13 protein-coding genes are annotated in these 12,174 nt (G+C 65.3%); 8 read left to right on the top strand and 5 right to left on the bottom strand.

What is annotated here, in order from left to right:
• Position 1 precedes the first annotated feature (1 nt).
• The 4 genes from lon to GDN70_RS12620 form a co-directional block, all read right to left on the bottom strand.
• Positions 2-2,383, bottom strand: coding sequence for an endopeptidase La (lon, locus tag GDN70_RS12605; RefSeq protein WP_152102590.1), 2,382 nt, complete (start codon positions 2,381-2,383; stop codon positions 2-4).
• 8 nt (positions 2,384-2,391) lie between these two features.
• Positions 2,392-2,775 carry an Hsp20/alpha crystallin family protein gene (locus GDN70_RS12610; protein WP_028142669.1) on the bottom strand — a complete coding sequence of 128 codons (384 nt, stop codon included), beginning with the start codon at positions 2,773-2,775 and terminating at the stop codon, positions 2,392-2,394.
• Between the two features lie 206 nt (positions 2,776-2,981).
• Entirely contained in the window at positions 2,982-3,548 is a 567-nt protein-coding gene (locus tag GDN70_RS12615; protein WP_028142668.1) for a ferritin-like domain-containing protein, read from the bottom strand.
• A gap of 113 nt (positions 3,549-3,661) precedes the next feature.
• Positions 3,662-3,868 (bottom strand): hypothetical protein, encoded by a 207-nt coding sequence (locus GDN70_RS12620; RefSeq protein ID WP_018320686.1) that lies wholly within the window; start codon positions 3,866-3,868, stop codon positions 3,662-3,664.
• A gap of 88 nt (positions 3,869-3,956) precedes the next feature.
• Here GDN70_RS12620 and GDN70_RS12625 point away from each other — a divergent pair, with 88 nt between their 5' ends.
• The 3 genes from GDN70_RS12625 (at position 3,957) to GDN70_RS12635 (ending at position 7,190) form a co-directional block, all read left to right on the top strand.
• Complete coding sequence (locus GDN70_RS12625; RefSeq protein WP_028142667.1) at positions 3,957-4,583, top strand: MarC family protein; 627 nt, start codon at positions 3,957-3,959, stop codon at positions 4,581-4,583.
• A gap of 157 nt (positions 4,584-4,740) precedes the next feature.
• Positions 4,741-5,394 (top strand): L-fuculose-phosphate aldolase, encoded by a 654-nt coding sequence (locus tag GDN70_RS12630; RefSeq protein ID WP_028142666.1) that lies wholly within the window; start codon positions 4,741-4,743, stop codon positions 5,392-5,394.
• 8 nt (positions 5,395-5,402) lie between these two features.
• On the top strand, positions 5,403-7,190 hold the full coding sequence (locus GDN70_RS12635) for a chloride channel protein (RefSeq protein ID WP_028142665.1): 1,788 nt from the start codon (positions 5,403-5,405) through the stop codon (positions 7,188-7,190).
• 14 nt (positions 7,191-7,204) lie between these two features.
• Here GDN70_RS12635 and GDN70_RS12640 read toward each other — a convergent pair whose 3' ends face one another.
• The gene (locus GDN70_RS12640; RefSeq protein WP_038949196.1) at positions 7,205-7,462 is read right to left on the bottom strand and encodes a DUF2798 domain-containing protein; all 258 of its coding nucleotides are present in this window, start codon (positions 7,460-7,462) and stop codon (positions 7,205-7,207) included.
• 303 nt (positions 7,463-7,765) lie between these two features.
• On the opposite strand from GDN70_RS12640, the gene GDN70_RS12645 reads away from it, so the two are divergent.
• From GDN70_RS12645 to uraD, 5 genes are all read left to right on the top strand, one after another.
• Entirely contained in the window at positions 7,766-8,170 is a 405-nt protein-coding gene (locus tag GDN70_RS12645) for a hypothetical protein (RefSeq protein WP_028142664.1), read from the top strand.
• A gap of 1,389 nt (positions 8,171-9,559) precedes the next feature.
• A complete protein-coding gene (locus GDN70_RS12660; protein WP_028142663.1) occupies positions 9,560-9,835 on the top strand; it encodes a hypothetical protein in 276 nt (91 codons plus the stop codon).
• Positions 9,836-9,925: 90 nt separating this feature from the next.
• Entirely contained in the window at positions 9,926-10,339 is a 414-nt protein-coding gene (locus tag GDN70_RS12665; protein ID WP_014493672.1) for a DUF3830 family protein, read from the top strand.
• On the top strand, positions 10,340-11,275 hold the full coding sequence (gene puuE / locus GDN70_RS12670) for an allantoinase PuuE (RefSeq protein ID WP_028142662.1): 936 nt from the start codon (positions 10,340-10,342) through the stop codon (positions 11,273-11,275).
• A gap of 5 nt (positions 11,276-11,280) precedes the next feature.
• Entirely contained in the window at positions 11,281-12,168 is an 888-nt protein-coding gene (gene uraD, locus GDN70_RS12675; RefSeq protein WP_152102591.1) for a 2-oxo-4-hydroxy-4-carboxy-5-ureidoimidazoline decarboxylase, read from the top strand.
• Positions 12,169-12,174: the final 6 nt, after the last annotated feature.

Consider the following 12,174-nt stretch of genomic DNA (forward strand, 5'->3'; position numbering starts at 1 on the left):
TTCACTCCGCCGCTTCGACCTTCGCATCGACCGGCTCGAGGGCCGCGGCGATGGCTTCGTCGACGCGCTCCAGCCAGATGAATTCTAGGTTGTCCCGCGCGCTCTTCGGGATGTCGTCATAGTCCCGCTTGTTGCGCGCCGGCAGCATCACCCGCTTCAGGCCCGCCGCCGCGGCCGCCACCACCTTCTCCTTGATGCCGCCGACCGGCAGCACCAGGCCGCGCAGCGAGATCTCGCCGGTCATCGCGGTGTCGCTGCGCACCGTGCGGTTGGTGAGCAGGGACGTCAGCGCCGTGAACATCGCAACGCCCGCGCTCGGTCCGTCCTTCGGGGTTGCGCCCGCCGGAACGTGAACGTGGATGTCGCTCTTCTCGAACACCGACTGATCGATGCCGAGCTGCGTGGCCTTGCTCTTCACCAGCGTCAGCGCAGCCTGCACGCTCTCGCGCATGACCTCGCCGAGCTGGCCGGTCAGGATCATGCCGCCGCGGCCGGGCACACGGGACGCCTCGATGAACAGGATGTCGCCGCCGACAGGCGTCCAGGCAAGGCCGGTTGCCACGCCCGGAACGCTGGTGCGCTGCGCGATCTCGCCTTCGAAGCGCGGCTGGCCGAGCACGGTGGCGATGTCCTTCGGCGTCACCACCACCTTCGCAGTCGTGCCTTCGGCGACCTGCACCGCGGCATGGCGGAACAGCTTGCCGATCTCGCGCTCGAGGTTACGCACGCCGGCCTCGCGGGTGTAGCCCTTGACCACCAGCTTCAGCGCCTCCGGCTCGATCTCGGCCTGCTCGGCGGTCAAACCGTTGGCCTCGAGCTGCCGCCGCACCAGATAGCGCTTCGCGATCTCCAGCTTCTCCTCTTCGGTGTAGCCGGCAAGGCTGATCAGCTCCATGCGGTCCAGGAGCGGACCCGGGATCTGGTCCAGCATGTTGGCGGTCGCGATGAACACCACGCGCGACAGGTCGAAGGGCACGCCGAGGTAATTGTCCCGGAACGTCCCGTTCTGCTCGGGGTCGAGCACCTCCAGCATGGCCGCTGACGGATCGCCCTGCACGCCACGGCCCATCTTGTCGATCTCGTCCAGCATCATGACGCAGTTGCGGCTGCCAGCCTTCTTGATGCCCTGGATGATGTTGCCGGGCAGCGCGCCGATATAGGTGCGGCGGTGGCCGCGGATCTCGGCTTCGTCATGCACGCCGCCAAGGCTGACGCGCACGAAGGGGCGATCCATCGCACGCGCGATGGACTGGCCGAGCGAGGTCTTGCCGACGCCGGGCGGGCCGACGAAGCACAGGATCGGCGCCTTGCCCTGCGGGGCGAGCTTGCGCACCGCCAGATATTCGATGATCCGGCCCTTGATCTTCTCCAGGCCGAAATGATCGGCGTCGAGGATGGCTCGCGCCTCCTTGATGTCGATCGGCTTCTCCGCGGGCAGCGCCCAGGGCAGCTCGATCAGCCAGTCGAGATAGGTACGGACCATGCCGGCTTCGCCGGCGGCCTCCGGCATGCGCTCGTAGCGGCGCAGCTCCTTCCTGGCGTGCGCGTCCGCCTCCGGCGGCATGTTGGCCTTGGTGATGGCAGACGTCAGCTCGGCGACCTCGGCCGCCTTGCCGTCGCCTTCGCCAAGCTGGCGCTGGATGGTCGCCATCTGCTCGCGCAGGATCGCCTCGCGCTGCCGCTCGTCGAAGCTGGCGCGTGTCTTCTGGCCGATCTCATTGCTGATGCGCAGCACCTCCAGCCGCTCGGCCAGATGCTTGGACACCTTCTCGACGCGCAAGGCGAGGTCGATGGTCTCCAGCACCTCCTGCTTGTCCTGCGGCTTGATGTCCATGAACGAGGTCGCCAGATCCGCCAGCGCGCCGGGCGCGGTGGTGCCCTGGAACATCGCGGCGAGCTCAGGCGGCGCCTGCGGCAGCAGCTCGATCGCCTCGATCGCCTGGCGCTGCAGATTCAGCGCGCGCGCCTCGATCTCCGGCGAAGTCGTGGTGGGCTCCGGAATCTGCTGGATGCGCGCAGCCGGGAACGGCGTCGCCGGCAGGAAGTCGAGGATGCGCGCGCGCTGCACGCCCTGGCAGACGATGTGATGGGTGCCGTCGGGCGCGGTGATGTAGCGCACGATGTTGGCGATGGTCGCGACCCGGTAGAGGTCGTCCGGCGTGGGATCATCGACTTCGGGATTGCGCTGCAGGACGATGCCGATCGGCCGCTGCTCGCGCAGCGCCTGCTGCGCCGCCGCGATCGATTTCGGCCGCGCGATCGCGATCGGCCCGATCGCGCCGGGAAACAGCACCATGTCGCGTACGGCGACGATGATCAGCGCGTCTTCGGGGATCTTCACGTCGTTATTGGTCTGTTCGTTGTTCATCTGTTCGGTGGCCATGATCGACCTCAGGATTTGGCGAGGCGCAGCGCGACGCAGCCGTCCATCACGAAGCGGCTGATGGCGTAGCGGCCGAGGGGCAATGCAATGCGGCGCTCAAAACGCCCCTGCGGCAGTTCGAGCCGGTGGATACGTGCGTTGCGAAGCTCCGGCGGAAGCGTGCGCTGGCCGGAGACGACGAGCACGCCGTCATGAATGACCGTCTCGACATTGTCCGGATTGACGCCGGGAAGCGCGACCAGGATCAGCAGCTCATGCTCGGTTTCGAGCACGTCGATCGGCGGCTCCCAGCAGGCTTCCTGGCGGCCGAACTGCTGGCGCAGCCGCTCGGCGCGCGTCAGCTGGTCCAGGGCTTCGGACAGCATCCAGTCGAGGGGATTTTTGGGTTGCATGATGCGGGCTCAGGGGTGGGAAAGCCTGCATATGGGGCTGGTTCCCGGGAAATCCAGTGCGGTGGCGCTGACGTGCCATGCGCCATCGTGCGATCGCAAAAGCAAGCGCCGCGGCTACGGCCCAAAAATCAAACGCCGCGGCTCTGGCCCAAAAAGCAAACGCCGCGGCTCTGGCCGCGGCGTTTCGTCATCGGCTGGCGCGCGGGTCAGGCCGCGGCGCGGTAATCTTCTTCCGCCTCGAGGTTGATCACCGAGGTGGCCAGCTCGGTCAGCGTATGATCGGTCGCCTCTTCCTCGTCCAGCGTCGCCTGAAGCAGCCTTGCTGCGTCCTGCATGCCGAGCTCCTCGGCCCAGGTGCGCAAGGTGCCATAGCGGGAGATCTCGTAGTGCTCGACCGCCTGCGCGGCGGCGAGCAGTCCCGCATCGAGCGCCGGCGCTCCCTTGAACTCCTTCATGATCTCGGCGCCCTCATCGGTAATGCCGTTGATCGCCTCGCAGGGCTTGCCGCGTGCAGGCTTGCCCAGCATCTTGAAGATCTGGTCCAGACGCTTGACCTGGCCCTGGGTCTCGCGCAGGTGCTTGTTGAAGGCGGCCGCGAGCTCTTTCGAGTTTGCAGCCTTGGCCATTTTGGGCAGGGTCTTGATGATCTTGTTCTCGGCGAAATAGATGTCCTTCAGCGTCTCCAGAAACAGGTCGCTGAGCATCTTCGGCGCCTGACGCGGTCGGCGCGCTGTGGTCTTCTTGGGTGCGCGTTTCTTCGCTCGTTTAGCCATATGTCCTCCTCTTGAGGTGACACGGGAAGGCATCTCCTTCCCCAATCCTCAGCCCATCAAAGCCGTTTGGAGAACGAAAGTTCCAAACTGCAACCGGCGCGCGCGGCGACCGTTCAGGTCGGGCGCTTGTAGGGATCTTCCTGGCGCTGTCGGGCCTCGGTGTTGCGATCGAGCTGCGCCCGCTCGCTGCGCCTGAGGTGGCCGGCCTTCATCACGCCATAGACGAGGACCCCGCCGAGCACGAAGGCCCCGATGAACCAGAGCCAGAGCAGGTTGGCCGAGAGCTGGCCGAGAAGCATTCCGATTCCACTGTCGCTCATTGTCGCCTCCAGTGATTTCCAAAGCGGCTTTGCTGGGCTAAGTCAGCCCGGAAGCCATCGTTCCAGCGTCCAAGGACCCCACCGGCACATGCTCGACTTCGCCCTGTCCGCCTTCGTGACGCTGCTGCTGGTTGTCGATCCGGTCGGCCTTGCGCCGGCCTTCCTCGCTGCGACCGCCGGCATGCCCGACAAGGTCAAACGAACCATCGCATTGCGCGCACCGCTGATCGCGGCCTCGATCCTGGTGGTGATCGCGCTGGTCGGAAACTGGCTGCTGCGCCAGCTCGGGATCGGCATCCCCGCCTTCCAGATCGCCGGCGGGCTGCTGCTGTTCGGCGTGTCCTACCAGATGATCTTCGGCGATCGTCCGCATCGCGAGGCCCGCGAGGCCGACAAGGCGACGTCCGAGCACGCCTCCGATGTCGCGGTGTTTCCCCTGGCCATCCCCATGATGGCCGGCCCCGGCGCGATTGCGACCACGTTGCTGCTTTCGGGCGATGCCGGCTATGGGGCGAGGCTCGCGGTGATCATCGCGGTCGTGCTCTCGGTCTGCCTGCTCTGCATGCTGTGCTTCGTCTCGGCTCACCTGATCGCGAAAACCCTCGGCCGCACTGGAAATGCCGTGCTCTCGCGCGTCCTCGGCATGCTGCTCGCCGCCTATTCCGTGCAGTTCGTGATCAACGGGATTGCGGCGGTCAGGACCAGCCTGCCATAGGGCTGCGACAATCCGTGAATTCGTTGATTTTGCCGTCCATTTGGTGATTTGGCAGGAGGGGCGACAAGGTGGCATCGGATCCGGGCCGCTTTCGCTTGCACTGCCATATTGCTTTGACGTACTTCGGGTCTAACAAGCCCATCGTCAGGAAATCGGGATGTCGACGACAGCGGAAGAGCTCGCCAAGAGACAGGCCATCATCGACGCCTGCCGGCGCATGAACGCGCTCGGCATCAACCAGGGCACCTCGGGCAACATCTCTGTCCGGCATGTGGACGGGCTCCTGGTCACGCCGACCAGCGTGCCCTATGAGGCCATGACGCCGGACCAGATCGTCTTCATGGCCATGGACGGCACACATGCGCCCGATCAGAAGCCGTCGAGCGAATGGCGCTTTCATCGCGACATCCTGAAGTCACGGGGTGACGTCAACGCCGTCGTGCACGCCCATCCGACCTATTGCACCATCCTGGCGATCATGGGCATGGAGATTCCGCCGGTGCACTACATGATCGCGGCGGCCGGCGGCGACAGCATCCGCTGCGCGCCCTATGCGACGTTCGGAACCGTGGAGCTGTCCGAACATGCGGTGCGGGCGCTGGAGGGGCGGCTTGCCTGCCTGCTGGACCATCATGGCATGATCGCGATCGGCAAGACGCTGGACAAGGCGATGTGGCTCGCCGTCGAGGTCGAAACGCTGGCGCGGCAATATCACGGCTGCCTCCAGATCGGGAAACCGCCGCTGCTCCCCAGCGAGGAGATCGAACGGGTCCGCCAGCGCATGGCCGGCTACGGCCTGTCGGAAGGTTAGGGCGGGCGGTGTTCGCGCGGATCAGACATCTCACCGATCGCAAGGGATCTAACCGCGTCATGGTTCGGCTGCGCGCTCTGTTGCGCAGCAACGAGTTCTATCTGATCCCGCTGGCGCTGGTGATCGGCACGCTGGCCGGGGCGGTGGTGACGCTGATGGCGCATATCGCGCAGATCGCGCACGTGGTGATCTATGGAATTCCCGTCGATGTCCACTTGTCGGCCCACGCGAGCGTCAGCCCGTGGGCGGCACTGATCGCGCCGGCGCTGGGTGGGCTTTCGCTTGGCATCATGGAGTGGTCGCGGCGTCGGATGAAGATTTCGAACGCGGTCGACCCGATCGAGGCGAACGCGCTGCGCGGCGGCAATCTGTCGATGCGGGACAGCGTCATCGTGTCGAGCCAGACGCTGATCTCCAACGGCTGCGGCGCCTCGGTCGGCCTCGAGGCCGGCTATACCCAGATTGGCTCGGGGATCGCCTCGCTGTTCGGCAAGTTCTTCAATCTGCGCCGCAACGATCTGCGCCTGATGGTCGGCTGCGGCGCTGCGGCTGCGATCGCGGCGGCATTCGGCGCGCCGATCACCGGTGCCTTCTACGCCTGTGAGTTGATCGTCGGCGTCTATTCGGTCGGCAGCGCGGCCCCGATCCTGGCAGCCTCGCTCGCCGGCGCGCTCACCGCGCAATGGCTCGGCGGCGCGCCATACTCGCTGGAGATACCCAAGGTCAGCGCCGTCGGCGTCGAGCAATATCTGGCCCTGATCGGGCTTGCGCTCATCACCAGCGGCGTCGGCATCGCCGTGATGCGCTCCTCGCCGATGTTCGAGCGCCTGTTCGCCTGGCTGCCGATCTGGCTCCGGCCGGTGATCGGCGGCCTCATCGTCGGCGGCTTCGCCATCGTGACGCCGCAGGTGCTGGCGGCCGGCCATGGCGCCATGGTGCTCGATCTCTTTCACGACATGACGATCGGCCTGATCGCGCTGATCATCGCCCTAAAGGTGACAGCCTGCCTGGTCTCGCTCGCCTCGGGCTTCCGCGGCGGTCTGTTCTTCGCCTCGCTGTTCGTCGGCAGCCTGATCGGAAAGTTCTTTGCCGCGGTGCTGCTCTTGATCAGCCCGAACTTCGCCATCGATCCATTGGTTGCGATGCTGACGGGCATGGCGACGCTCGGTGTCGCCATCGTCGGCGGCCCCCTGACCATGTCGTTCCTGGTGCTCGAGATGACCCGCAATGTCGACGTCACCGCCGTGGTGCTCGCCGGCTGCATCGTCACCTCGATCTGCGTTCGCTTCATGTTCGGCCACTCCTTCTCGACCTGGCGCCTGCATCTGCGCGGCGAGACCATCCGCAGCGCCAATGACGTCGGCTGGCTGCGCAATCTCACCGTCGAGCGGCTGATGCGCTCCGACGTCGGCAAGGTGCCCTCGACCACGACGATCGCCGCCGTCCGCCGCGAGTTCGCGCTGGGATCGCGGCCCGGAATCGTCATCGTCAACAATTCCGACGAATATGTAGGCTTGGTCCTGCTGCCGGACCTGTTCTCCAGCGACCTCGACACCATCGCCGACGACATTCAGGTGATCGAGCTCGCCCGCCTGATCGACATTGTGCTGATCCCGGAAATGAACGTGAAGTCGGCGATGGCGGTGTTCGACGAGGCCGAAGCCGAGATGCTGGCGGTGGTGGATTCCACCGACAGCCGCAAGGTGGTCGGCTTCCTCACCGAAAACTTCGCCCGCCGCCGCTATGTCGAGGAGATCGACAAGGCGACGCGCGGGGTGCTCGGGGCGCTGTCGTAAGCGCTCGCTCCCGGTTATCGGCCTGGTTGGGGCGGAGCCGCGACCAGGAGCGTCACGATCCGCCGCACCATCGGCAGCACCAGCAGCAGCGTCGGAAAGGCGACCAGCCAGGACAACGCCCAGGCGCCCGGCCAGGTCGCGAGGAACGCCGGCGTCGCACCTAAGCTCCGGAGCGTCGAAATGACCGACACCACGGCGGTCATGAGGATGGACAGCACGAACGGCATCACGATCGGCGCATAGCGCGCCGGCAGTTTGCGAACCACAATCATCTGATTTCTCTTGGAAAAGGACGCGTCGGTCACGTTGAACCCTGCAAATGGCATCGATCCCGACGGCGTCGGTTGATGCGTTGGTTCACGTGAAACGCTTACGGCGACCGGAAAACGGCGCGGCTGTTCATTATCCGCTCAGGTTCGATGGTTCAAGCTGCGAGTTGGTCGTTCGGTTTACAATCGTTCAAAGCGTGGCAGATTGCCGCGAACATGAAACCATCTCAACGGTTTGCGCATTGAATCCGGTTTGCAGATCCCTACGTTTGGCAAGAGCATCGGCAAGATTATAGGAAGGTCAAAATGACTGTGAGACCCATGATTTCCGCAGCCGGCCGCAACATGGTGCTGGCCGCGTTCGCAAGCCTGGCATTGGTCGCAACCTCCGCATCGCCCTCGGCTGCGGCGTCCCCCGGGGCGGTGTCAGCGAAGCCCGTCACGGCAGGGCAGGGCTCCTCCGACGTCACCGATTTCAGCGCAGCCCGGCGTCGCCACTATTATCGGCGCGGGTCGAACGCCGCAGGCCTCGCCTTCATGGGCGCCGCGGCGGGTATCATCGGCGGGGTGATCGCCGAGCAGCGGCGCCGCGACTACTACGAGAACCGCTATTATTATGGGTCGCGTCCCTACTATGGCGGTCAGGGCTATTATGGCGGTCAGGGTTATTACGGCGGCGGCAGTCCGTTCTATTACGATCCGGGCTACTGAGCAGCTGTTTTCAGCGCGGCCCGGAATGGGTTGCGCGAAAAGGGCGGTGCTTTGCGCCGCCCTTTTTTTGATGCGTCGGTATCCTTGTAGCCCGGTGGAGCGAAAGCGTAATCCGGGGCCGCTCGCCCGGCGTCTCGCACCGTCCCGGATTGCGCGGAGCCTGTCATCGGGCGGCGCTTCGCGCCGACCCGTTGGCGCCATCCGCACTACGGGACCGCGCCTGTGTCGCCCTCTGTCAATCCTCGTCGCCGAAAATATTCCACTTTACCGAAATTCGGTTTCGGCGTATGTGTTGCCCATCCCGGTTCACCAAGAGGGGCGATCATGTGTCGTCACGCATCGCGAGCCGGGCTTGCGGTGGACGCGGCAGCGTCGGCACGAGAGGCGCGGGCAGGGCGGGTAGTCCCTGTGAGTCCGAGGCTTCGTGCAGACGAGCGGCGCTGCTAGGCTTCGTCTCGTCTGTAAGTTTCCGGCTTCGTCGACGGGGCCCGGGAAAACTGCGGCGAAATGGCGGGCCGCGCGTACGGCAAAACCGTGTGGTCCTGGCCGTCGTTGCTACGGTCAAGTCCTGCGAAGGTGCGAGCGAGCCCAACCGGGCGGACGGCATCATCCAATTCGCGGGGTGAGGGAGGCCAGAAGGAATGGTCGGCTCCCGGGAGATCACGGCATAAGCCGTCCAGCCACTGCGCAGGGAAGGCCGAGTGATCGGCACCACCTGTATGCTGCTGTGCGGTTCTTTCTGCGTGTGCTTTTCGCGCAGCGGACCGCGGGTGCGAGCTGGCACCCGGCCTTCCCTGCGCCCTCTTGGATTAGAGGGTGGAGAGTTGAAGCAAAGCTCGGGCGAAATGCGCCGCGAGGCCGAAGAGGCGTGTCTGCGAGCTGAGCTACGTGCCACAAGCTCGATCTCGTAGGGTGGGCAAAGCGCAGCGTGCCCACGCCTTGTTGCTTATGGACGGAGATCGTGGGCACGGCGCTATGCGCCTTTGCCCACCCTACGGCAGCGCCGCTGGGATGTGCACTGGAGTCGCAATGACATGTGGACACAGCCTGCGCCACACTCCGCTCTCGTGCCCCGGACGCAGCGCAGCGTCCCCGGCGATGCGAAGCATCGTCCGGAAGCGGTGCGCTGCAGAGCCGGGGCACATCCATCCGCATCGCGCCCTATCGCCTTCTGGGTCCCGGCTCTGCGAAGCAGCGCTTCGCGCTGCATCGCGTCCGGGACACGAGAGGGAAGCGATGGAGCTTGCCCCGTCTTTGCGCGCCGGCAGTCCCTTGCGAAGTCGCCCGGCCCAGCCCGGCTAAATATTCGGCAATCGCGCCCTCCGGTGCCGATGGACTTGCCCGCGGCAATCCAGTTCAATGGGCCAATCGAGCTTTCAGGCGACAACGATGTCGAGATATCTGCTGGTCCTGCTGCTGTTGGCGTCACCGGCGGCCGCGCAAGTCAAGTTGGCGCCGAAGACCGCGGCCGGACATCCCGATCCCTGTGTCCCGATCGGGCGTACCGCCGACGGCAAGCTGGTCTACTCCATGACATGCGAGATCCTGCCGGCACCGCCCCCGCCGCCGCGGGCGGAACTGAAGGAAGCCCCTCCGCCGGCCGCCGAGCCGGAACCGGAGACGCGGCGGAGCGGCATTTTCGGCTGGTCCTACGACCGCAGGTGACGCGTCCGCGCCCCTTGCGCGAAACTGTCGGGAGTGCTCTTTGCTTGAAAATTATCCGTGGGGCCACCGGCCCCGATCCAGAGAGATGAGATGAGCAAACTCGTTATCCGTGCCGGCGACTTCACCTTCGATGCCCGCTTCGAGGAGCAGCTGGCACCCAAGACCGTCGCCGCCTTCCGCAAGGCATTGCCGTTCGAAAGCCACATCATCCATGTGCGCTGGAGCGGCGAGGGCGTGTGGATGCCGCTCGGCGATCTCGATTTCGGCGTCGGCTACGAGAACCACACCAGCTATCCCGCGCCGGGCCAGATCATACTCTATCCCGGCGGCATCAGCGAGACCGAGATCCTGCTGGCCTATGGCGGCGTTCACTTCGCCAGCAAGATGGGCCAGCTCGCCGGCAACCACTTCATCACGCTGACCTCGGGCCTGGAGAATCTGGCGACGTTGGGCAAGAGCGTGCTGTGGAAGGGCGCGCTGCCGATCCGCTTCGAGGAAGTCTGAGTGGCTGACACACGCTACCCGCGCGATCTCCGCGGTTACGGCCGCAACCCGCCGCACCCCGAGTGGCCCGGCAACGCGCGGGTCGCGGTGCAGTTCGTCGTCAATTTCGAAGAAGGCGGCGAAAACAACATCCTGCACGGCGATCGCGCCTCGGAAGCGTTCCTGTCCGACGTGCTCGGCGCGCAGCCCTGGCCGGGCCAGCGCCACGCCAATATCGAATCGATGTTCGAATATGGCTCGCGGGCCGGCTTCTGGCGGCTGTGGCGGATGTTCACCGCGCGCAACTGGCCGACCACCGTGTTCGGCGTCGCCACCGCGCTGAAGCGCAACCCCGAGATCGTCGCCGCCATGAAGGAGGCGGGCTGGGATATCGCCAGCCACAGCCTGAAATGGATCGAGCACAAGGACATGACCGAGGCACAGGAGCGCGCCGAGATCGCGGAAGCGATCCGCGTCCACACTGAGGCCACCGGATCGCGGCCGCTCGGCTGGTACACCGGGCGCTCCTCGATCAACACCAACCGTCTGCTGATGGAGGAGGGCGGCTTCCTCTATCTCTGCGACTCCTATGCCGACGATCTGCCCTATTGGGTCAAGAGCGCGGGCGGCAAGCAGCTCGTCATTCCCTATACGCTAGACGCCAACGACATGCGCTTCATCAACCCGCAAGGCTTTGCCGAGGGCGAGCAGTTCTTCACCTATCTGAAGGACGCCTTCGACGTGCTCTATGCGGAAGGCGAAACTGCGCCGAAGATGATGTCGGTTGGCCTTCATTGCCGCCTCGCAGGCCGGCCCGGACGCGCTGCGGGGCTGATGCGCTTCCTCGATTATATCGGCAAGCACGAACGCGTCTGGGTGCCGACGCGATTGCAGATCGCCCAGCACTGGCACGACAAGCATGCGCATCTCGCGGCCACTGCGTTCGAGATCGGTTGAGGACGATGTCGCAGATATCGCTGTCCGACCTCAATGCCGCAAGCAAGGCCGACTTCGTCGCGGCGCTCGCCAATGTCGTCGAATATTCGCCGTGGATCGCCGAGCAGCTCGCCGACAAGCGACCGTTTGCCGGCATCAATCAGTTGCACACGGCGCTGATGGCGGCGATCCAGAGCGCCGAGCCCGACGTGCAATTGGCGTTGATCCGGGCGCATCCGGATCTCGCCAGCAAGACCCAGCGCGCGGCGGGGCTGACAGTGGAATCGACCGACGAGCAGAACAGCGCCGGCCTCGATAGGTTGTCGGATGCCGAATACGCGGCGTTCGAGCGCGTCAACAGCGCCTATCGGGACAAGTTCGGCTTCCCCTATATCGTCTGCGTGCGCCGCCACACCCGGGATTCCGTGCTGCGCGACTTCGAGACGCGGTTACGCAATATCGCCAAGACCGAGACGCGGCGCGCGATCGAGGAGATCGGCCGGATCTCCGCGCTGCGGCTGGATCAGCTCGTCATGGCCGACGACAGGCTGAAGGTGCACGGCCGGCTCTCGACCCATGTGCTGGACAACCACGCCGGCAAGCCCGCGTGCGGCATCCCGGTCGAGCTCGTGGAGCTCGCAAGCCTCGGCGAGAGCCGTGTGATCGCGCGCGCGGTGACCAATGCGGACGGTCGCACCGATCAGCCGTTGATCGGCGGTCGCCCGCTGCCGATCGGCCGCTATGAGCTCAAATTCAGCGTTGCCAGATACTACGCCGAGCGCAACGTACCGCTGTCGGATCCGCCGTTCCTCGACGAGATCCCGCTGCGCTTCGCCGTCAGCGAGCCAGAGGGGCACTATCACGTGCCGCTGTTGGTCACGCCCTGGAGCTATTCGACCTATCGCGGCAGCTGAATGCAA

Source organism: Bradyrhizobium sp. TM102, from assembly GCF_009176685.1.
In the GTDB taxonomy this organism is placed as follows: Bacteria; Pseudomonadota; Alphaproteobacteria; order Rhizobiales; family Xanthobacteraceae; genus Bradyrhizobium; species Bradyrhizobium ottawaense.

What these genes read in the sequence shown, in the direction of transcription:
- lon (WP_152102590.1), bottom strand. Translation starts at nt 2,383, where the DNA reads ATGGCCACCGAACAGATGAACAACGAACAGACCAATAACGACGTGAAG.
- GDN70_RS12610 (WP_028142669.1), bottom strand. Translation starts at nt 2,775, where the DNA reads ATGCAACCCAAAAATCCCCTCGACTGGATGCTGTCCGAAGCCCTGGAC.
- GDN70_RS12615 (WP_028142668.1), bottom strand. Translation starts at nt 3,548, where the DNA reads ATGGCTAAACGAGCGAAGAAACGCGCACCCAAGAAGACCACAGCGCGC.
- GDN70_RS12620 (WP_018320686.1), bottom strand. Translation starts at nt 3,868, where the DNA reads ATGAGCGACAGTGGAATCGGAATGCTTCTCGGCCAGCTCTCGGCCAAC.
- GDN70_RS12625 (WP_028142667.1), top strand. Translation starts at nt 3,957, where the DNA reads ATGCTCGACTTCGCCCTGTCCGCCTTCGTGACGCTGCTGCTGGTTGTC.
- GDN70_RS12630 (WP_028142666.1), top strand. Translation starts at nt 4,741, where the DNA reads ATGTCGACGACAGCGGAAGAGCTCGCCAAGAGACAGGCCATCATCGAC.
- GDN70_RS12640 (WP_038949196.1), bottom strand. Translation starts at nt 7,462, where the DNA reads ATGATTGTGGTTCGCAAACTGCCGGCGCGCTATGCGCCGATCGTGATG.
- GDN70_RS12645 (WP_028142664.1), top strand. Translation starts at nt 7,766, where the DNA reads ATGACTGTGAGACCCATGATTTCCGCAGCCGGCCGCAACATGGTGCTG.
- GDN70_RS12660 (WP_028142663.1), top strand. Translation starts at nt 9,560, where the DNA reads ATGTCGAGATATCTGCTGGTCCTGCTGCTGTTGGCGTCACCGGCGGCC.
- GDN70_RS12665 (WP_014493672.1), top strand. Translation starts at nt 9,926, where the DNA reads ATGAGCAAACTCGTTATCCGTGCCGGCGACTTCACCTTCGATGCCCGC.
- uraD (WP_152102591.1), top strand. Translation starts at nt 11,281, where the DNA reads ATGTCGCAGATATCGCTGTCCGACCTCAATGCCGCAAGCAAGGCCGAC.